Consider the following 20,543-nt stretch of genomic DNA (forward strand, 5'->3'; position numbering starts at 1 on the left):
AGAGGGGGATTGCAGAAATGAGATGGAGAAGTCCTAAAATGTTCGCGGCGCTTCTGCTGGCGACTACGCTGCTGATCGGCGGCTGCGGTAATTCCGGAAGTAATAACAATAGCAAAGCACCTGATAATGCGGGCAATAATGGAGGGACTAATGCGGCGCAAAATACCGAAAATGCCATGGACACCAGCCCGATTACCTTCACCTTCTTCGGTGCCGACGCGAGCCCGAACTGGAACAATATGCAAGATGATGTCGGCAAATTGATTACGGAGAAGACCGGGGTTACGATCAATGCCGAGTACGATGTGGGCAGCGGCGGCGGAGATCAGAAGGTCGCGATGATGGCGGCGAGCGGAGAGGTACCGGATATTATTTTTGCCAAGGGCAGCTTGTCCAAATTGGTGGATGCAGGTCTTATTATCGATCTAACGGATTTAATTGATCAGCATGCGCCGAATATTAAGAAAATTTATAGTGAAAATATGAACCGATTGAAGTACAGCAATGAAGATCAAGCGATCTATGAGCTTCCTACGAATGTCGGCGTGGATCAGCAGTATTTCGATGCCGGCGGTGGATTCGAAATTCAGCAGCGTGTGCTTAAAGAACTCGGTTATCCGCAGGTTCGCACGGTTCAGGATTTTGAAAATGTACTGAAGCAATATGTGGAGAAGCACCCAACGACAGACGGTCAGCCGACGATTCCGCTCACGTTGAATGCCGATGATTGGAGAATTATGATCAGCGTGACGAACCCGGCATTCCTGGCCACAGGTGCACCAGATGATGGCGAGTACTATGTCAACCCTGAAACCTATGAAGCGATGCTTCACTATAAGCGTTCGGAGGAGAAGGAATATTTCCGCTGGTTGAACCATATGTACAATGAAGGATTGCTGGATAAGGATACGTTTGTACAGAAGGATGATCAGTACAAAGCGAAAATCGCCAGCGGCCGTGTACTCGGTCTGATCGACCAGGAATGGGGCTATCAGGATGCAGAAAATGCGCTCAAGACAGCGGGCAAGGATGCATACACCTATGCGCACTTCCCGGTCACACTGACCGAAGAGTATAAGGATCATTCCTTCCAGTCCGCTGGAGTTGACGGCTACGGAATTGCGATTACAACGGCTTGTAAGGATCCTGTCAGGGCGATTCAGTTCCTCGACTGGATGTCTTCTGATGAAGGTCAGGTGCTTCGGAACTGGGGGATTGACGGCAAGCATTATACGGTTGATGGGAATGGAACGCGTGAGATTCCGACGGAAATTCAAGAACGCAAAGTGAATGATTCGACGAACTTTACGAAGGAGTCGGGGATCGGTTTATACTTGACCTTGGGTGGACGTTATGGCGACGGGGTGAAGGATTCAACCGGCAATTATTATACCACCAACTTCCCGGAACAGATTATCGCTGGATATACCGCAGCTGAGAAGGAGACTCTGGCCGCTTATCAAGCAACAACCTGGAAGGACCTCTTCCCGCAGGAGAGTGACTTCCCAGCCAAGGAATGGGGCGCCTTGTACAACATGCCAGTTCCTACAGATGGCGACTATCAAGTGATCTATCAGAAGACGCAGGACATTATCCGTAAGAAAATCCCGGAGGCTGTTCTGGCCAAGACAACGGACTTCGATAAAATCTACGATGATTTCCTTGCCGATTTAGATAAGGCGGGAGCCAAGAAGATGGAGGCCGAGTATACGGAGCTTGTAAAAGCACGGGTTGCCCTCTTTACAGGTAAAGATATTCAATAGTAGTTCAACGCCTATAAAATGCGAGAAAGGACCTCAAATTCCACGTTTTTGTGGAGGGTGAGGTCTTTTCTACAGGGATCTGTGATGGCATGAAGAATTAAATACGGACTAGCTGTTGATGAAAACAATGAGGGCGGTGACCGTGTTGACGGTAAACAGTGACAGAGAGACTTCATGGAAATTATGGTATAAGCAGCCAGCTTCCTGTTGGGAGGAAGCTTTGCCGGTCGGAAATGGACGGATCGGTGGCATGGTTCATGGCGGGGGGCAAAGTGAGCTTATTTGTTTGAATGAGGACACGTTATGGTCTGGATATCCGCGTGATCCGCAAAATTATGAAGCACTGCGGCATTTGCAGACGGTTAGAGAGCTTATATTTTCCGGGAAAAATAAAGAAGCTGAGGCTTTAGTAGAGAAAGGCATGCTCGGCCCGCGGTCGGAAGCCTATTTACCGCTCGGAAATCTGCGGATCGATCATCTTGGCATTGGAGAAATGACGGACTATGAGCGTGAATTGAATCTGGATACGGGAACGGCCTCCGTTCGCTTTCGAAGCGGGGGAACAACGATTACTCGCAAAGTGTATGTCAGCGCCGTTGATCAGATATTAGTTGTACATATAGACTCCGAAGACCACTCTCCGCTCTCAATTACCGTATCGCTGGACTCACCGCTTAAGCATTTAATAGAAGTAACTGAAAAAGATGAATGTCTTATGATGCGTGGCTCATGTCCAAGCCATATTGCAGACAATCATAGGGGAGACCATCCGCAGTCTGTTCTATATGAGGAAGGTCGTGGATTAAGCTTCGCTGCACAGGTCAGTGTCAGGCATGAAGCAGGCAGACTTATGGCTACAGATGATCATAAACTGCGAATAGAGGATGCACGGAGCATCACGCTTCTATTGGCAGCAACTACTGATTACCAAGGCTATGATGTGATGCCTGGGCAGGGGCAAGGAGCAAGCTTAACACCGAAGGAGTGTTGCAACTCTGTGATGCAATCGGCATTAGCACTCCTTGATACTGATCTACGCAGCAGACATCTTGAGGAGCATAGAGAGTTGTTCCGCCGGGTGGAGCTGGAATTAGGGAAAGATCAGGAGTCAGCGTCACTGGCTGAGGATGCTCCGGATAGGCAGACTGTTCCAGTAATGGATAAGGGGATGATGGCATTAGCCCCATCAAAACCAACAGATGAACGGTTGACTGCGTACCAAGCAGGAGAGAGTGACCCGGACCTCGAGGCGTTATATTTTCACTATGGACGTTATTTATTAATGGCTAGTTCCAGGCCAGGGACGCAGCCGGCTAATTTGCAGGGGATCTGGAATCCACATATGCAGCCACCCTGGAATAGCAATTATACGACGAATATTAATACGGAAATGAACTATTGGCCTGCCGAAGTATGCAATTTGAGCGAGTGCCATGAACCATTGATCAATATGGTGCAAGAGATCAGCGAAGCTGGGGCCCGTACCGCAAGGATACACTATGGCTGCAATGGTTGGACGGCTCACCACAATGTAGATTTATGGCGAGTAACGACGCCTTCAGATGGAAGTGCCAGCTGGGCCTGCTGGCCGATGGGTGGAGTATGGCTTAGTCGTCATTTGTGGGAGCACTATGCTTATACTCTGGATAAAGCCTATCTGAAGGAGACGGCCTATCCTGTACTAAAAGGAGCTGCCGAGTTCTGTATCGATTGGCTCGTTCCGGGACCGGACGGTTCGCTGGTTACAGCCCCTTCGACTTCTCCCGAGAATATGTTCCTGACGGAGAGCGGGGAGCCTTGCAGTGTCTCGTATGCGTCAACGATGGATCTGTTCTTGATTCGCGAGCTGTTTGGGCATTGCATCGAGGCCGCGCAGCTTCTTGTAGTGGATGAAGCGTGGGTGGAGCGCCTAAAAGATACGATAGAAAGAATGGCTAGGCCTCAGATTGGGGCAGACGGACGATTACTGGAATGGATCAGTCCTTATGCTGAGAGTGAACTGGGGCATCGACATGTATCTCATCTGTATGGTCTGTACCCAGGTTCAGCAATAACTCCAGATGGCACTCCGGAATGGGCTGAAGCAGCGCGTCGCTCGCTTGATTACCGAATTGCGAATGGAGGCGGGCATACCGGATGGAGCTGCGCCTGGTTAATTAACCTATACGCGAGGTTAAGAGACGGGAATGAGGCCTATCATTATGTCAGGACATTACTGTCACACTCGACCTATCCTAATTTATTTGATGCCCATCCTCCATTTCAAATCGATGGCAACTTTGGAGGAACGGCTGGCACTGCCGAGATGCTACTGCAAAGTCATCAGGGAAGAATAGATTTGTTGCCGGCGCTGCCCGCAGCTTGGTCTTCAGGGCGTGTGGCAGGCCTTAAAGCAAGAGGGAATTTCACGGTTGATATTACTTGGGAGAATGGCAAGCTAAGCGTTGCCTCCATCCTTGCGGCTGAATCGGGCTGGTGCAAGGTAAGCTATGGCGAGCGTTTAAGCATTTCAAGTCGGGATGGAGAGACGAGGAAAGACGGCGAGCGTGTTTGGTTTGAAGCGGGCACGCGTTATTTGGTGAAGTGTGGTAGTTAATTGTAAATACTACAGCTATTCCGCTAGTCAATTCAGAACGGGAAAATTCAGTTGTAAAAACTACAGTTAAATTCGCTGGTTTGATCTCTTTGCTGATTGAACGAGAAATTAACTGTACAAAATGCGATTAATTTCTACATTTGCCTGGTAAGTTGAAATTTAGCTGTAGGAAATACAGTTATTGCTGTTATGGCGTTCTTCTTAGAAAAGAGTAAGGCAGAGTAAGGCAGGATAAAGCTCATCGGATTATCCTGCCTTTTTGCATCGGTGGGGCTAGTGGAGCCTGCGAAATTGCTGTGGTGTCATGCCAGTATGCTTGCGAAATGTAGCGATAAAATGGCTGGCATCGCGGAATCCGGTATGATGAGCGATTTCTGCGACGGTTTGCATGGAATCCGCGGCTAGCTTCTCTTTGGCTTTATGAATTCTCATTTGCACTAAATAGGCGTAAGGCGAGAGATCAAAAGTATTTTGGAACAGCTGGCTTAAATGACGCCCTGACACATCCAGCACATGGGCCAGATCATTCAGCCCGATATCGGCATTGCTATAATTAATCTCCATCCACCTGAGCAGAGGAGCCAGCTTCTCCATATTGCGTGTCACGGACGAATTGCTGACCTGTCCGAATTTACTGAGCAGACCGAGGAAGCGATAGGCATTCACGGAAGCCTCCAAACCGAATAAATCAGGGCCTGTCCCAATATTCTCGATCATTTCACCGAGGAAATAGGCCAGTGGGGAATCCTTCTCCCAACGAAAAAAGTTCGATTCACGGATACCGTAGGCGGACAGAATGGCTCCAGCTGCTTCCCCGCCAAAAGTTAAGTAGAAGGTGGCCCATTTAGCATCACCCATCGATTCATAGGCATGCGGAATGCCGGGCGGAAGCAACACGCCGCTGCCGTGAGTCAGTGTGAAACTGCCTTGGCCATAAGATAGTACGCCTTCGCCTGCCTCTGTTTGCAGCCAATGATAGCAAGGGTAGCCTTCCGGACGGTTGATTTTCTCTTGATTGGGATTACATCCGACGCTCTCGACTTGGAGCGGAAGCTGCAGATTTCCAGATGGGGCGAAGACGAATCTCTGCCAGGCAGGTTCATCAGCAAGCCATGAAGGTCTATTCATAAAGTTACCTCGCTTTAACAAGTTCTTATAGTTCCATATTATTATATTTGGTTACAATTATATTATATATAAAGCGGAAAGTAATAACGGTACAATTGAAATATAATTATATTTCTGGATAAAGGATGTGCTTGAAATGATCAATAACAAGCTTCCAAAGATTTGGTACGGCGGAGATTATAATCCTGAGCAATGGGACCCGGAGACCTGGAAAGAGGACGAGCGCATGTTCAAGCTGGCGGGGATCGATGTGGCAACCATCAATGTATTCTCGTGGGCGATGCTTCAACCGGACGAAGTCACCTATGATTTCTCAGCCCTTGATGCGACAATGGACCGCTTGTACAAGAGCGGGGTATATGTATGTCTGGCAACGAGCACCGCTGCTCATCCGGCATGGATGGCCAAGAAGTATCCAGATGTAACAAGAGTAGATGCGCAGGGAAGAAAGCGTAGATTTGGTGGACGACATAATTCTTGCCCTAATTCGCCTACTTACCGCAAATATGCAGCCCTTATGGCTGGGAAATTGGCTGAGCGTTATAAGGATCACCCGGGACTGCTCGTGTGGCATGTCTCTAATGAATATGGCGGTTACTGTTATTGCGATAACTGTGCAAAAGCCTTCCGTGTCTGGCTCAAAGAGCGCTATGGAACGATGGATCGATTGAATCATGCCTGGAATACCAGGTTCTGGGGACATACCTTCTATGATTGGGATGAAGTCGTTCCACCGAACGAACTGAGTGAGGAATGGGATGGAAATCGGACGAATTTCCAAGGGATTTCACTGGATTACCGACGTTTCCAATCGGATAGTCTGCTGGATGCCTATAAGCTTGAGTATGAGGAGATTAAGAAATATACACCGGATATTCCAGTAACGACGAACATGATGGGATTGTATCCCGAACTTGATTATTTTAAATGGGCCGAGTATCTGGATGTAATCTCTTGGGATAACTACCCCGCTCTTGATACCCCAGTCAGCTATACGGCGATGACGCATGATTTGATGCGCGGATTAAAGAGCGGTCAGCCGTTCATGCTGATGGAGCAGACACCGAGCCAGCAGAACTGGCAGGCGTACAACTCTCTGAAGCGGCCAGGCGTAATGCGTCTCTGGAGCTATCAGGCTGTCGCGCACGGTGCAGATACAGTGATGTTCTTCCAACTGCGCCGCTCGATAGGAGCCTGCGAGAAATACCATGGAGCGGTCATTGAGCATGTCGGTCATGAGCATACCCGGGTCTTCCGCGAGTGCGCAGAGCTTGGGCAGGAATTGCATGTATTGTCTGATAAGCTATTGAATGCTCGGGCTCATGCCAAGGTTGCGATTCTGTTCGATTGGGAGAACCGTTGGGCGGTCGGGTTGTCGAGCGGGCCATCCGTAGCTCTCGATTATGTGAAGGAAGTCCATAAGTATTATGACGCTCTTTTTGAGATGAATATTGAAGTAGATATGGCAGGTGTTAATGAAGATCTGAGCAAGTACGATATCGTAATCGCCCCAGTGATGTATATGGTGAAGGAAGATTTTGCCGAGAAAATAGAGGATTATGTAGCCGCCGGAGGCACCTTTGTAACTACATTCTTCAGTGGAATCGTGAACGAAAATGATTTGGTTACGCTTGGTGGTTATCCTGGGGAACTGCGTCCTTTACTTGGTATCTGGGCAGAAGAGATTGATGCTTTGTTCCAGGATCAGCATAATCAGATCGTGATGAAGCAGACTTGGGGAGAACTGCAGGGTGAGTATGAATGCGGCTTGCTCTGTGATTTGATTCATTCAGAGGGGGCCAAGGTCTTGGCCGAGTATGGTTCGGACTTCTATCAAGGCATGCCGGTTCTGACCGTAAATAAATATGGCAAGGGCAAAGCTTATTATGTAGCAAGCAGTCCGGAAGCTGCGTTTCTAAAAGGATTCCTGGCTAATTTGTGTGCGGAGAAGGGCATTGAGCCGCTTCTGAATGCTCCTGCAGGGATTGAGACGACTCGGCGTGTGAATGATGGCGTCTCCTATCTGTTCTTGTTGAACCATAACGCATCGGATGTCGAGGTGGATCTTGGTAATAAGGAAACTGTGGATCTACTAACTACTGAGAGTGTGAGCGGCAGGATTGTTGTTCCAGGCCGAGGCGTCAGAATATTGGAGCAACGCTAAAATATATTGAAAAATCTATAAGAAAGAAGTATTATTCGTATACACCGATAAGCCACTCGTCATCCTGCGAGTGGCTTAATCTATAGGGGGGGGATGAAGTTGGAGAATGCAATTCGGAGAACTATGGCACGAAGTGAACTTAATCAGGCTATCAGGACAGCATTTGCAGGCACTAAAAGTATAGCTTATGCGGAAGAGTTAACAGATGGAATGTATAACACGGCGTACACATTAACCCTAAGCGATGGAATGAAGGTTGTACTCAAGGTTGCCCCCGATTCTTCCATACAGTCAATGCGCTATGAAAAAGGAATGATGCGCTGTGAGGTGGAGGTACTTCGCCTATTGCGGGAGTGTGGAGATATTCCGGTTCCCGAGGTGTATTACTACAGTGGCGAACAGACGAATCTGGAGTATTTTATTATGGAATATATGTCTGGCGAAACCTTCGTTAAGGTGAAGAAATCCCTGCCTCAGGAAGAGAGGGAGGCGATTGAGGCTGAACTGGGCCGTCTTAATCGCTTAATTAACGATATCGAGGGGGAACGATTCGGCTACTATGCTCTGCGAGAGCAGCAGGGGACGGAATGGCCGGATGTGTTAAGATCCATGTTCGATGGAATTCTAGCGGATGCCCGTGATACTGGGGTGGACTTGCCCATGACAGAGGATGAGATCTGGTCAGTGCTTGATCAAGCACAGGAGAGTTTGGCAGAGGTTAAGAAGCCTTGTCTGGTGCATTGGGATTTGTGGGATGGCAATGTATTTATCCAGGATGGCTGCATTACAGGCTTGATTGATTGTGAGCGGGCACTCTGGGGCGACTATTTGCTAGAATATAACTTTCGAGCGGTATCGGGCCAATCCGCAGCTTTTTTACGGGGCTACGGTATTGAGCAATTAACCCCGTCAGAGAAGACTCGGAGCCAAATCTATGATTTGTATTTGGTTCTCATTCTACATATTGAATGTGCTTACCGAAAATACGAGGATCAGAGGCATATCGAATGGGTTGCCAATCTTCTGCAGAAGACCTGGGATGGATTCACTAGAAGCGAAGACAAGTAGATTCGGTTAAGTTTTCTATTTACTAAATACCCATAATTGTTATATACTGGAATCGGCGAGGCACACTTCTACTTATGTTTAATAGGAGTGTGCTTTTTTGTTACATAAATAGGTCGTGGATGGGCTTATTGGGTTTGGCTAGAAATTCATAGTAGCAAGTAATTACTTTTGAAAAAGAAGATTAGGAGAGTGATTGGTGATGAAGAAATGGTTACCCATTCTGTTGAGTGGAGCAATTGGATGTATGCCTGCGTCGGTTAATGCGGCTGGTGGCTTCAAGGATGTTAAAGCAGATCACTGGGCTAAAAGTGCGATAGAATCCGCAACGGGTAAAGGATATTTCAAAGGATATGCCGACGGTACATTTAAACCGAACGCTACTCTGACCCGTGCCGAATTTGCTGCGACATTAGCACGGCTGTCAAAGGCCGAGGCCACGGACACAGCGGAGAAAGTCTTCGCTGATCTATCTGGACATTGGAGCGAAACTGAGGTTAATCGCGCGGTAGCCTTAGGATTTATCGATCCTAAGGATTATTCAAATGGATTCAAACCTAACACTCCAATTACGCGATTTGAAATTGCCAAATGGATGACCTCCGGCCTGGCTGCTATAGATGGGGATTATAAGCAGGCATTGGAAGATACAAAGACAACAGTAATTCCAGTAAAAGAATATTTTACGCCGGGCATTCCTGAATCAAAGGCTCCTTATGTAGCGGTAGCTATGGGGACAAAGCTGCTCGGGGGTTACCCTGACGGAACATTCGGGCTTAATAGCAATGCAACCCGCGCAGAAGCTTCTACGATTCTATTACGATATGAGTCTGTTAGTGGCAAAAAGGCGGATGAATTCTTGGGGTTAAAAGAGCTGCGCCAGGTTGGCACGGAGCGGACGAATATGGAGACGATTAGTCCGTTTACTACAGCCCCTTTTTCTTTTAATGATGTAGTGGACAAGAGTTATTCATTCCGTAATAAAGCTGGAAGTTTAAAGCTACATAATTATATTGTTGTAGATTCTGAGGATTTCAAAAATATTGAGAGCATTTATGCTCCGATGTTTATTGATGAGACCGATTATTCCAAACGTCTTGATGAGAAAGGGATCTACAGAGCATTTATTCAAATAACGATTTACCCTAAATCTACGGATTTTAGAGTGGGTGAATATGTAGGTGGTGTAAGTGATGGAGTGGTTAGTGGAAGTAGGATTGGTAATGAGAATGTTGTAAAAAAATATGGTTATTTAACTTTACCTAATATGTACACAGACCAGTTCTTTCGGGATCATCAAGATAGTAATGGAGGGGTTACTGTATGGGTTAAGACATTTTTAGAGTACAAGAAGGCTGGAGATCAATTAACAACTGACGATAATTCAATTCTTCGAATCAATACTAAAAATTAATTTGGAGTATTCTTATGATGAAAAAATGGATTAGTTTCTTTGTTATACTTATACTCCTATTAAATATTATCCCAGGTTTCTCTGACGCTGCTTTTGAAAAAGGTTATCCTACTTCGGGATATAAGATAAGTCCACCATCATATATGCAAACTTTAGAAGTGGATGTTACAGGTAAAGCTGAGGCTAGACCAAAAGTTGTTTGGGTACAATCTGATACTGATGAATGGAGTGCGACGTTTCAGAATCAAATTATTACCACAACAACTGTCGGTAAGGGATGGGATGCAGTACCTAAATCGAAACAAACGACAGAAAAGTTAGATATGACAGTATATGCACCAAGTTCAATGCTAGATGATACTGGTAATCCATATATGAAGCAATATATTCGAAATCTGGGAATAGAAGAAATGGAATGGAAGAGGGAGGATTCCTATGAGCCTGTCGGAACTCAGCCTGATTACAAAAAAGGAGAAAAAACCGCAAATATAACAGTAATAACTGGTAGTGATCAGAAATATACCGATAAAATTCAATATTCTACCCGTCCTGATAGACAGCCTAAGTTTACTGCTCATTATTGGATTTACATGAATGTAACATTCAAAGGTACTATCGTAGAAAAGAAGCAAATCCGTGTACTAGAGTCTGCGGCTTTGAAGGTGAATGAGACGAAGGATATGATCGCTCAAGTCAGAACTTTGGAATATAGCATGTCTGATTGGAATGATAAATGGGTTAATGTGACTACGGCTTCTGAGACCAAGTGGGAATCCAGTGATCCGAGTGTAGCCACGATTGATGCTAAAGGTAAAGTTACTGCGAAGAAGACCGGAAAGACTACAATAAGCGCGGAATGGAAAAAAGGGCCCTACCAATTAAAGTCCACGGCTATCATTACAGTGGGTGATGAACCGAATCCATGTCTAGTAGATCCGAACGCTCCTGGATGTGGTGACGGTGGAAGTGTAGATTGCTCAAATCCTGATCCTGGCCAGTCCATGTCTGGTGAAGACTTATACCCTAACGTCAGTGCCGTTATCAAGGCGGACAGCCGCGGAAATGAACGTTTCAATGTCCTTGACGGCATTCCTACAACAGAGAGTTTATACGGTAATGTATGGACGAAAGACTATCTAAGTAAATTTGAGTATCAACAAATGGTAGGTAAGTGTACTTTTGAAGTGAATGTGACGGTTATGCCCCCACCTTCTGATCCGAGTGAACCAGCTCCTGCACCTGGGGCAGATTCGGAGGAAGGTGGCGAAGAGTCAGGGACTACTGTTCAGGTCACTGTTGAAAAAGACTATTCTTACTGGACGATTCAAGACATCAAGGTTTATCAAATTAAGGAATCCCCGCTGTGGAACTATGCTTTTGACGGTGGAGGTATTCGGATTCAACCGAGTGGGTACAATGCTCCGTATTATTCAACAGCGCAGGCTGCAGGTTATGAACCGTCTTCCGTTCCTGAGGATATTACTGTCAATTTCGATGCAGATCCTCAGGCGGCTGCAGAATCGGCTGTGTATGTTAACGTCAGCAATGATACATTTACTTTTTATAATCAGACATTGATGAGCGGATCAACCACAAGTAGTCACGGTTCAACACCTAGACCAATTCCCATAGCTCCAATGACAGGAGACAATGTCCTCTATAGTCCTAATAACGTAATTCCAATGAGCAAGACAAATAAAGCTAATGAACCTAGTTCAGGGACTATTTTTTATGAGCAAGTTAATGGGTCTGATACGATGAACTTTGCCATCTATGGTATTAATCCGGTTACCGTACATACACCGGTCGTCATTTATCCAGGAGTATCGGATGATAAGGCTCATAACCAGAAGACGAATCCGGCATTGAACCGTTCGGCGATCATTCTGGAGCGTCTCTTTATGGTACAGATGCCGAATAGCGGGCAGCATGCCAATTATCTAGGGTATGGGAATCGCAATTATTTAAAATACATAGGAAGTAAACAGATTCGTTTTCCATTTGATGTGTACAACGAGATGAAGACGAAGTTTTATCCTAAGAACACCTGGATTGAGGTGGAAAAGTCACAAGAGTCTTTTACCTTTTATTTGCCGGTATGGGTGGATGAAGGCTTCTACGATGTGGAGTTTCGAACAATTGCCCATAACGCTCCAGCCGGCGCCACTCATGAGACGAATGCGAACCTGAATTTATCGCATCATATCGCCTATGCTACGGTACCTGTAGATGCAATTGGGCGCGTGTACGATTTTCATGTTACGGATATTGCCGATTACAACTGGGGTGCGACAAGTTCTACTATAAATGCATGACTTGCATGAAATGTAGGGGTTTGTAATTCAAACCTAACTTTGCAACTTAGTGATGGGAACGAGGGATCCACGTATTCCAAAACCATCCCGACAATACTCCTGCGTGCGTTGCGATGGACAGATTGCAGGGTGCGAAGCACAGGTGGAGTCGGCAGAACGAAGGCTAAAGCCACTCATTAAGAGAAGGTATGCCAACGGATATGCCGGGCGGCTGAAAAATTGACTACGGTGAGAATGTCTAAAAAGGACTGACGAACTACCGAATGTACGGGTCTAGATGTAAGAACATATGGAAACATATGTGCTAACAAAAGTTAGTGTGGGTGGCGATGAGTACGAATCCCAGTTAGGAAACTCGCTGTACCGAACTATGGCGGTACCCAGCCCACAGGCCCATAGGTAGCACCTAAGGTCAGAATGTATAGCTAAAGTTGCAAGGGACTTGGAAAACAAAGAACGTCGCAATATGGACTGTCATATCCTAGACGGTTGCTATAAGGCATATGCTGAAAAGCATTTATCTTTTGTGAGGGTAGGGGCACGACTGATGAATTATCTGTAATGGGTAAGGAGGAACAGCCCCAAGTCTATTTGAACAAACATTCATTTTTCAAAAAGTTAATTGCACCGGTCAGGTAGGAACGTGGGAACATCTTTCTGGAAGGAGAGATGCCACAGTGCAAACACTACGATATTGGGATTACTATGGCATGACTGGGACCTTTACGGAACTACACCAGAAAGCTTTGAATAAAGGATTGTTTCCGAACATCTACGATATCATAACAACAAGGGAAAACATCCTTCTAGCTTTTCGGACAATCAAATCCAACAAAGGTTCCAAAACTGCCGGAACAGACGGCAAGACCATTGACGATATTAAGGTACAAACTGATGAAGAGATTGTGTCACTCATTCAGCATAAACTATTGAACTATCAACCCAAGAAAGTTAGACGAGTATTTATTCCTAAACCAAATGGTAAACAAAGACCACTAGGTATCCCATGTATCGTCGATAGAATCATTCAACAATGCTTCAAACAAGTGCTTGAACCCATTGCTGAAGCACACTTCTTCAAGCACAGTTATGGATTTAGACCACTACGGTCAACGCACCATGCACTAGCAAGAGTGCAGTCCCTTATTAATAAGGTAAATCTACACTATGTAGTTGATGTGGACATAACTGGATTCTTCGATAATGTGAACCATACTCTACTTATCAAACAACTATGGAACATGGGCATAAGGGACAGAAGAGTCTTACGTATCATCAATAAGATGCTTAAGGCAGAAATTGAGGGCGAAGGAATTCCCTCAAAAGGAACACCACAGGGCGGAATTTTATCTCCACTGCTATCCAATATCGTACTAAATGACCTCGATCAATGGGTAGCTGGACAATGGGAAAACTTTAAAACAAATCATTCATATAGCTACGATTACAGCAAATTTATACCTCTCAAAAGAACAGGCCTAAAAGAAGGTTATATTGTACGTTATGCAGATGATTTTAAAGTTCTTTGCCGTGATTGGAGAGCAGCACAAAAGTGGTTCCACGCCGTAAGACTCTATCTGAAAGATCGTCTGAAACTGGATATATCGCCTGAAAAATCGCAAATCGTGAACTTGAGAAAACGAAAGTCAGAATTTCTAGGCTTCACGATCTGGGCGGCGAAAAAAGGGGAAAAACGAGTAGCGTATACAGGTATTAACAACAAGAAAAAACTTCAGATCAAAGAAGAGGCAAAGAAACACATCAGGAAAATACAAAAGAATCCTATAGCCTTGAACGCTTATCTCTTCAATAGTTTTGTTTTAGGAACACACAATTACTTTAGTAAAGCAACCCATGTCAATGTTGATCTCTCGCGACTTGCCTATGACCTACGTGCTTTCATTTACAATCGTCTCAAGAATATGCGATATGAACGTCCTGTGAGACCACCACTCACTTACTTAAAATTCTATAAGAGAACATATAGAACATTTAAAATAGGTGGTGTATACCTATATCCTTTAGGCGACATAAAAACGGTAAATAATTTTAATTTCAGTCAAAATCTAACGCCGTTTACGTATGAGGGTAGGGAACTGGTACACAAGAAACTTAGACCAGATATACAAATGGAGATCGTGAAACTAATGAATTCTATCATACCTGGTCGAAGTCTTGAATATATAGATAACCGGATTAGTAGATACAGTATGAAAATGGGCAGGTGTGAAATCACTGGAACATTCTTATGCGTAGAGGATGTTCACTGCCATCACTATCTACCGGTTCATCTTAACGGAGACGATAAATTTAATAATTTACGCATCCTACACAAAGACGTCCATAGACTTATTCATGCCGTTAATACAGAGACGATTGAAACACTCACGTCCAGACTGGACCTGACTGAGAGTATGGTCAACAAAATTAACCAGTATCGGAATAAGTGTAACTTGGAACCTATGAATTATGAGTTCAAATAGATAGAACGCCGTATGAGGTGAAAGTCTCACGTACGGTGTGGAGTGGGGGAAAAGCCAGAGATTATCTCAAAGGCATACCTATCACTACAAAGCGTATTTCGGACAGAGATAGGAAAAGCTGAGCGCACAGGGGCCTCCTACTGGGTCGGACTTAACGGCATAGATGGGGCATCGCGTGGCAATACGGAGAGGTATACGCTACCGATCCGCCCTGGGAGTCATCCTATTTATAAAAATGCGGTGATCAAACCAGGCTATCATTTTAAGTTTGATTTGAATACGAAGGGCAATATGTGTGCGACTTGTTTTGCTATAACTGAGTAAAATCAGGAAATGCAAGGACTTTCAAAAGTCTAACTTTCTATCTGAGGACAGGAATGAGGAATCCAAGTTTTCCGAAACTGTTCCGTTGAGACTCCTACATGCCTCCTGTTCAGCAGAAATAAGAGGTATGAAGCTAGGTGAAGTCGGCAGAAAGAAGGCTACAGCCACCTATTAAGGAAGGTATGCCAACCGATATGCCGGACGGCTGAAAAAATTGTCTATGGTGAGAATGTTCATATGGGAACCGACGAAACTCCGAATTTACGAATCTAAATGCCTACCTCATGGAAACATGTTGACCAACGAATGTTGGGGCAAGCGGCGTAAAGTACGATTACATGTTAGGAAATACGCTATACCGAACAATGGCGGTATCACACTTGCAGGTTCAAAGGAGTAACCTAAGGACAATATGTATAGCTAAGATAGAAGGAACAAGGAAACCAAGGGACGTCGCAACAATGGACTGCTATCCAAGACGGTTGCTATAAGGTTAATTCCGAAATGCATTTATCCTTGCGAGAGTAAGGGCACTACCAATGAAGCTTCTGTAACGGGAGTGGAGGAACAGCCCTGAGTCTTGCTATTATGATAAACAACTTCCAAAAGTGAACTGTATCGGTCGGGTATGAAAGTGGGGACAATCTCTACAAGGAGGTTGCCACAATACAGGCTCTACGTTATTGGGATTACTACAACTTAACGGATACCTTTACTGATTTACATGAACGTGCTAAGCAAAAAGGGGCATTTAACCGTCTGTATGAATTAATCACATCAAGGGAAAATATTCTTCTTGCCTACCGCACAATTAAGTCAAATAAGGGATCGAAGACAGCAGGAACAGACGGCAAGACAATTGAGAACCTTAAAGTAATAACTGATAGCGACCTTGTAAATCTCATTAAAACAAAACTGGAAAATTATCATCCTAAGAAAGTTAGACGAGTCTATATTCCTAAAGCCAATGGAAAAATGAGACCATTGGGGATTCCATGCATCCTAGACCGATTAATACAACAATGCTTTAAGCAAGTGCTTGAACCAATTGCCGAGGCGCATTTTTATAAACATAGTTATGGGTTCAGACCGCTACGATCTACCCACAACGCATTGGCCAGAGTGCAATTTTTGATTAATAATGGAGGACTCCATTACATCGTAGACATCGATATAAAAGGATTCTTCGACAACATTAATCACTCAACCTTATTAAAGCAGCTATGGAATCTAGGGATACATGACCGTAAAGTCTTGCGCATCATCAGTCGAATGCTGAAAGCTGAGGTTGAAGGCGAAGGCATTCCTGAAAAGGGAACCCCTCAAGGTGGGATACTATCCCCTTTGCTTTCCAATATTGCATTGCACGACCTGGATGTATGGGTAGCTGGGCAATGGGAGAACTTCCAACCCAATCATGCATATACAAAGAGGAATAAATACAACGCTTTGAAGAAATCAAAGCTTAAAGAAGGATTCATCGTTAGATACGCTGATGACTTCAAGATCCTCTGTCGTGACTGGAAAACAGCCCAAAAGTGGTTTCATGCCGTAAGACTATACTTGAAAGATCGTCTAAACTTGGATATCTCCCCAGATAAATCGAAAATCTTAAATCTTCGAAAGAAGAAATCCGAGTTTCTTGGATTTACTATTAAGGCTACGATAAAGGGGAAAAAGGCAGTTGCGCATACCGGTGTGATTGATAAGAAAAAACAACAAATAAAACTGCAATACAAAAAACTCATTCAAGATATTAAAAAATCACCTTCGGCTGGTAATGCACACCGCTTCAACAGTTTTGTTCTTGGGATTCACAATTACTTTAAGAAAGCAACGCATGTATTTATCGAGTTCTCACGACTTGCCTATGACCTGAAAAAGTTCACCTATAATCGTTTAAAGCAGATTGGTAAATACGAGCATCCGAATAATCCACCTCCTACATATAGGAAATTCTATTCAACAAGTTATCGAACATTTAATGTTGATGGGATATACCTGTATCCAATAGTGGATGTAAGAACCTCCAAAAACCTGAACTTCAGTCAAGAGATGACACCATTCACTGTGGAGGGACGGAGCCTCATTATCAAAAAGCTTAGTGGGCATGTACAAACAGAAATCATCAAAATGATGAAATCTGACAATCCACAACGAAGCGCTGAATTTCTGGATAATCGGATTAGTCGGTACAGTATGGTGATGGGGAAATGTGAAATTACAGGCATGTTCCTATTTGCGAATGATGTACACTGTCATCATTATGTACCAACGTATCTCGGTGGAGATGACAAATATAATAACTTACGCATCCTTCATCGAGATGTCCATACACTAATTCATGCTACGAATGAACAGACGATTATTGGACTCAAGCGTATGCTTGGTTTAACAGAACCTATGTTGCAAAAAGTTAACCAATACCGCAAAATGAGTAACTTGGAAATAGTTGTTTAAAACATAATAGCAAGATGGAGCGCCGTGTGCGGTGAAAGTCGCATGCACGGTGCGGAGGTGGGGAAAAGGTGGCGACTCCAGTCAAAACCTTACCTATACCTATTTGGCACTCAGGATCAGATTCGCATTACTCCGACTTTTAATTTTATTAGTGCTCAGGATGGTAAGCGAATCTTGGTGGATCTGTATTATCATACTGGACGCAGCAGTTATGTGAAGATCGGCTCTCCGATGGATGAGGTAGAACGTTACGTCGTTTTGAATGAGCGGCTGCGGAATGTTCCAGACGAGGAATTAACAAATACGGCGCTCTATAAGTATGATCACGAGTACACGTTTGGACAGATCGCCAATATTGGGCGCGCTCAGTACGTTCAGTACTATAAGGAGAAAATGACAAAGCAGAAAACAATGATCGGTCGTCTTAGTCTGTTACAGCTTCCTGGGAACGTTCGTACCTTTCTTGGACCAAAGAGTGGTCTGCCGCAAGGCGTGGACTCTGCACGAGCAAATGCATCGATTCAGCGATGGTATGGGGAGTATAGTCTGCCTGCAGAATTGTTTGCGGTAGAGGCAGGGACAAATGTAGCGGAATATGGACGAACACATCAAGGGTTAACGGATAAATCTCCGATTTTTCTGAGAGATGGGTATATTGTCGTGAATTTTAACATTGAGACGGTGCGCGACGGACAGACAGACAAGCCGTATTTGCAGTATATCCACGCTCCACTGATGAATCAGTGGCAGCAGATGGAGGGGTTCCAGCGTAAGATTACGGATTCGTATGGACGTACCTTTACACTGCTAGATGGAGATGTGGTATTCTACCACGCCGATCAATCAAGCAGGGATGATTTTCAATCGATGGTAACTCATTAAGCGAATCGCTAGAAACTTGCATATATTAAATTACAGTGAAGTGAAAAATAGAGGAAATAGAGTAGATGAGTTGAATATTGTTCTAATCAGGTTTAATGATACTTGTATAAAAGAATTTGGTGCGAACCCCAAGCGAACATGAAATCCCCAGGGGATTCGCACCATAAATATCTTGATTTTTATCCATAACTGGATGGAAATTGAATTTATTGTTTCTCCAAAGTATTAATTACAGTAAGAATGTACCGATTTTTGGACCATTCCTCCCTAAAATCGGAGTCGCATCCTACGCGGATGCGTGGATTGAAAGTTTGTTGTGGTAACGCATTTAAAAACCCTTATATAAAAGCCTTCTTCCGGCCGGAGTGTATATCCAGGCAAGCGTTGATACACCATACCGGGGCGAGAACGTACAAGCCGCCCCAACTGCCAGATAGTGACCAGCTTCTAAGATCAAACACTCCTGATCATTAGAAAACAGCGATTGGCTCCTCTGATTGCGACCAGGGCCGACAATCTATAGCTCTAGCTTTCTTTCACAGAAGCGTAGCAGGAGAGGGCAGAGCTCATAACGTGCGGCCGCCCTGGGCGGGCTGCAAGTAGAGATCAGCTCCTCGTCGATGATCTCACTTCGTGTTAGATATAGGATGTATAAGTTACCTTGCTACGCTGATGAAATTCTATATCGCAAGAAAACTAACCTTTGCATCGCGGTCGCTTATTCTTGAGGTGTCTTGAGTAGAGGTTTTCCTACCAAAGGCGAACCTCTAGCAAAATATCATAAAAAGCTTGTAATCGCTTTATTTTATGCTAGAATGGAAGGTAAATAAGGATTGTGACCGGTAAAACGGGCAATGCCTAGGTTAATTATAAATCATTCACTGTGAGTGATCTATGATTAGCTTGGGCATTTTTTATTTCTATAAAAAAATCTGGAGGGGAGTCACGAATGATCATTGAGAAGGTCCTTAATAACAATGTTCTTCTGACCAAGAACGCGAAAGGCAAAGAGATCATTGTGATGGGAAGGGGCATTTCTTTTAAAAAAGTGATAGGGGATACCGTCGACGAGGAGAAAATCGATAAAACTTTCATGTTAAGCACCAATGAGCTGACTACCAAGCTGACAGAGCTGCTCTATGAGATCCCGGAATCTCATCTGGAACTGGTCAATGAAATTGTGACTCATGCGAATAAAGTATTGAACACTACGTTTAGCGATAACATTTACTTGACCTTGACGGATCATATCCATTTCGCTATCCAGCGCCATAAGAGGGGACTTAGCATTAGCAATGCCATGCTCTTTGAAATTCAGCGTTTCTATAAGAAAGAATATGAGATTGGGTTAGATGCGCTCCAGATCATTGAACGGAGTACGGGCTATGCCCTTGGTGAGGATGAAGCGGGTTTTATTACTCTCCATCTTGTTAATGCCCGCATGGACAGCAATGAAATGAAATATACGATGAAAATGACTGAGATCGTCCGTAATATCCTCAATATTGTGACCTATCACTATAACATTGTGCTGGATGATACTTCGCTCAATTATTCGCGGTTCCTTAGGCATCTACAATATTTTTCTATGCGGGTATTGCGGAAGGAGAGCCATAGCAGCGGAGAGGATTTTCTTTACAACCAGGTGAAGAACACATATACCAAAGCTTTTGCATGTGTGATGAAAATCAACGAATATTTAGAGAATACTTACGAGCAATCATTAAGCAAAGACGAATATGTATATCTGACAATCCACATTCAGCGCGTGACGGAACGCAATAGCCTTGGAGAATAGAATATCGTTAAACAATCCGTCATTACAGGGTGTTACTGGTCATGCAGGCAAAACCTGAACTGATGGCAAAATGAACATCTCTACAGGTGTTGGTTTTGCCCTGAGTTTAGGTTTTTCTTTTTTGCTAAGGGAATACTGGGGTGCATGCTAG

The 20,543-nt window shown here is 44.5% G+C and carries 12 protein-coding genes; 11 read left to right on the plus strand and 1 reads right to left on the minus strand.

Annotated features, from left to right (window positions below; translation table 11 throughout):
* The first annotated feature begins 17 nt into the window (after positions 1 to 17).
* Complete coding sequence (locus EI981_RS07295; protein ID WP_126996806.1) at positions 18 to 1,763, plus strand: ABC transporter substrate-binding protein; 1,746 nt, start codon at positions 18 to 20, stop codon at positions 1,761 to 1,763.
* Between the two features lie 118 nt (positions 1,764 to 1,881).
* Positions 1,882 to 4,359 (plus strand): glycoside hydrolase family 95 protein, encoded by a 2,478-nt coding sequence (locus EI981_RS07300; RefSeq protein ID WP_227011743.1) that lies wholly within the window; start codon positions 1,882 to 1,884, stop codon positions 4,357 to 4,359.
* 273 nt (positions 4,360 to 4,632) lie between these two features.
* Here EI981_RS07300 and EI981_RS07305 read toward each other — a convergent pair whose 3' ends face one another.
* A complete protein-coding gene (locus EI981_RS07305; RefSeq protein ID WP_126996808.1) occupies positions 4,633 to 5,487 on the minus strand; it encodes an AraC family transcriptional regulator in 855 nt (284 codons plus the stop codon).
* Positions 5,488 to 5,623: 136 nt separating this feature from the next.
* Between EI981_RS07305 and EI981_RS07310 the strand changes: the two genes are divergently transcribed.
* The 9 genes from EI981_RS07310 to licT all read left to right on the plus strand — a co-directional run bounded on the left by EI981_RS07310 (position 5,624) and on the right by licT (position 20,392).
* Complete coding sequence (locus EI981_RS07310) at positions 5,624 to 7,651, plus strand: beta-galactosidase (protein ID WP_126996810.1); 2,028 nt, start codon at positions 5,624 to 5,626, stop codon at positions 7,649 to 7,651.
* Between the two features lie 123 nt (positions 7,652 to 7,774).
* Entirely contained in the window at positions 7,775 to 8,719 is a 945-nt protein-coding gene (locus EI981_RS07315) for a phosphotransferase family protein (protein ID WP_162616122.1), read from the plus strand.
* A gap of 199 nt (positions 8,720 to 8,918) precedes the next feature.
* Positions 8,919 to 10,130 carry an S-layer homology domain-containing protein gene (locus EI981_RS07320; protein ID WP_126996814.1) on the plus strand — a complete coding sequence of 404 codons (1,212 nt, stop codon included), beginning with the start codon at positions 8,919 to 8,921 and terminating at the stop codon, positions 10,128 to 10,130.
* Between the two features lie 143 nt (positions 10,131 to 10,273).
* Positions 10,274 to 12,445: a DUF5704 domain-containing protein gene (locus tag EI981_RS07325; RefSeq protein ID WP_162616123.1), complete on the plus strand. Its 2,172-nt coding sequence runs from the start codon at positions 10,274 to 10,276 to the stop codon at positions 12,443 to 12,445.
* 677 nt (positions 12,446 to 13,122) lie between these two features.
* Complete coding sequence (gene ltrA, locus EI981_RS07330; protein WP_126996818.1) at positions 13,123 to 14,928, plus strand: group II intron reverse transcriptase/maturase; 1,806 nt, start codon at positions 13,123 to 13,125, stop codon at positions 14,926 to 14,928.
* A 42-nt stretch (positions 14,929 to 14,970) separates the two neighbouring features.
* Positions 14,971 to 15,252 (plus strand): hypothetical protein, encoded by a 282-nt coding sequence (locus tag EI981_RS29455; protein WP_227011744.1) that lies wholly within the window; start codon positions 14,971 to 14,973, stop codon positions 15,250 to 15,252.
* Positions 15,253 to 15,918: 666 nt separating this feature from the next.
* Positions 15,919 to 17,712 (plus strand): group II intron reverse transcriptase/maturase, encoded by a 1,794-nt coding sequence (gene ltrA / locus EI981_RS07340; protein ID WP_126996820.1) that lies wholly within the window; start codon positions 15,919 to 15,921, stop codon positions 17,710 to 17,712.
* A 57-nt stretch (positions 17,713 to 17,769) separates the two neighbouring features.
* Complete coding sequence (locus EI981_RS07345; protein ID WP_227011745.1) at positions 17,770 to 18,594, plus strand: hypothetical protein; 825 nt, start codon at positions 17,770 to 17,772, stop codon at positions 18,592 to 18,594.
* Positions 18,595 to 19,543: 949 nt separating this feature from the next.
* Complete coding sequence (gene licT, locus EI981_RS07350; RefSeq protein ID WP_126996824.1) at positions 19,544 to 20,392, plus strand: BglG family transcription antiterminator LicT; 849 nt, start codon at positions 19,544 to 19,546, stop codon at positions 20,390 to 20,392.
* The last annotated feature ends 151 nt before the right edge of the window (positions 20,393 to 20,543 follow it).

The organism is Paenibacillus lutimineralis (assembly GCF_003991425.1).
Taxonomy (GTDB): Bacteria; Bacillota; Bacilli; order Paenibacillales; family Paenibacillaceae; genus Fontibacillus; species Fontibacillus lutimineralis.

Excerpts from the sequence above, each read along its gene's own strand:
- EI981_RS07325 (WP_162616123.1), top strand. The coding sequence starts at position 10,274 with ATGCAAACTTTAGAAGTGGATGTTACAGGTAAAGCTGAGGCTAGACCA.
- EI981_RS07320 (WP_126996814.1), top strand. The coding sequence starts at position 8,919 with ATGAAGAAATGGTTACCCATTCTGTTGAGTGGAGCAATTGGATGTATG.
- EI981_RS07315 (WP_162616122.1), top strand. The coding sequence starts at position 7,775 with ATGGCACGAAGTGAACTTAATCAGGCTATCAGGACAGCATTTGCAGGC.
- EI981_RS07300 (WP_227011743.1), top strand. The coding sequence starts at position 1,882 with ATGAAAACAATGAGGGCGGTGACCGTGTTGACGGTAAACAGTGACAGA.
- EI981_RS07295 (WP_126996806.1), top strand. The coding sequence starts at position 18 with ATGAGATGGAGAAGTCCTAAAATGTTCGCGGCGCTTCTGCTGGCGACT.
- EI981_RS07310 (WP_126996810.1), top strand. The coding sequence starts at position 5,624 with ATGATCAATAACAAGCTTCCAAAGATTTGGTACGGCGGAGATTATAAT.
- EI981_RS07305 (WP_126996808.1), bottom strand. The coding sequence starts at position 5,487 with ATGAATAGACCTTCATGGCTTGCTGATGAACCTGCCTGGCAGAGATTC.
- licT (WP_126996824.1), top strand. The coding sequence starts at position 19,544 with ATGATCATTGAGAAGGTCCTTAATAACAATGTTCTTCTGACCAAGAAC.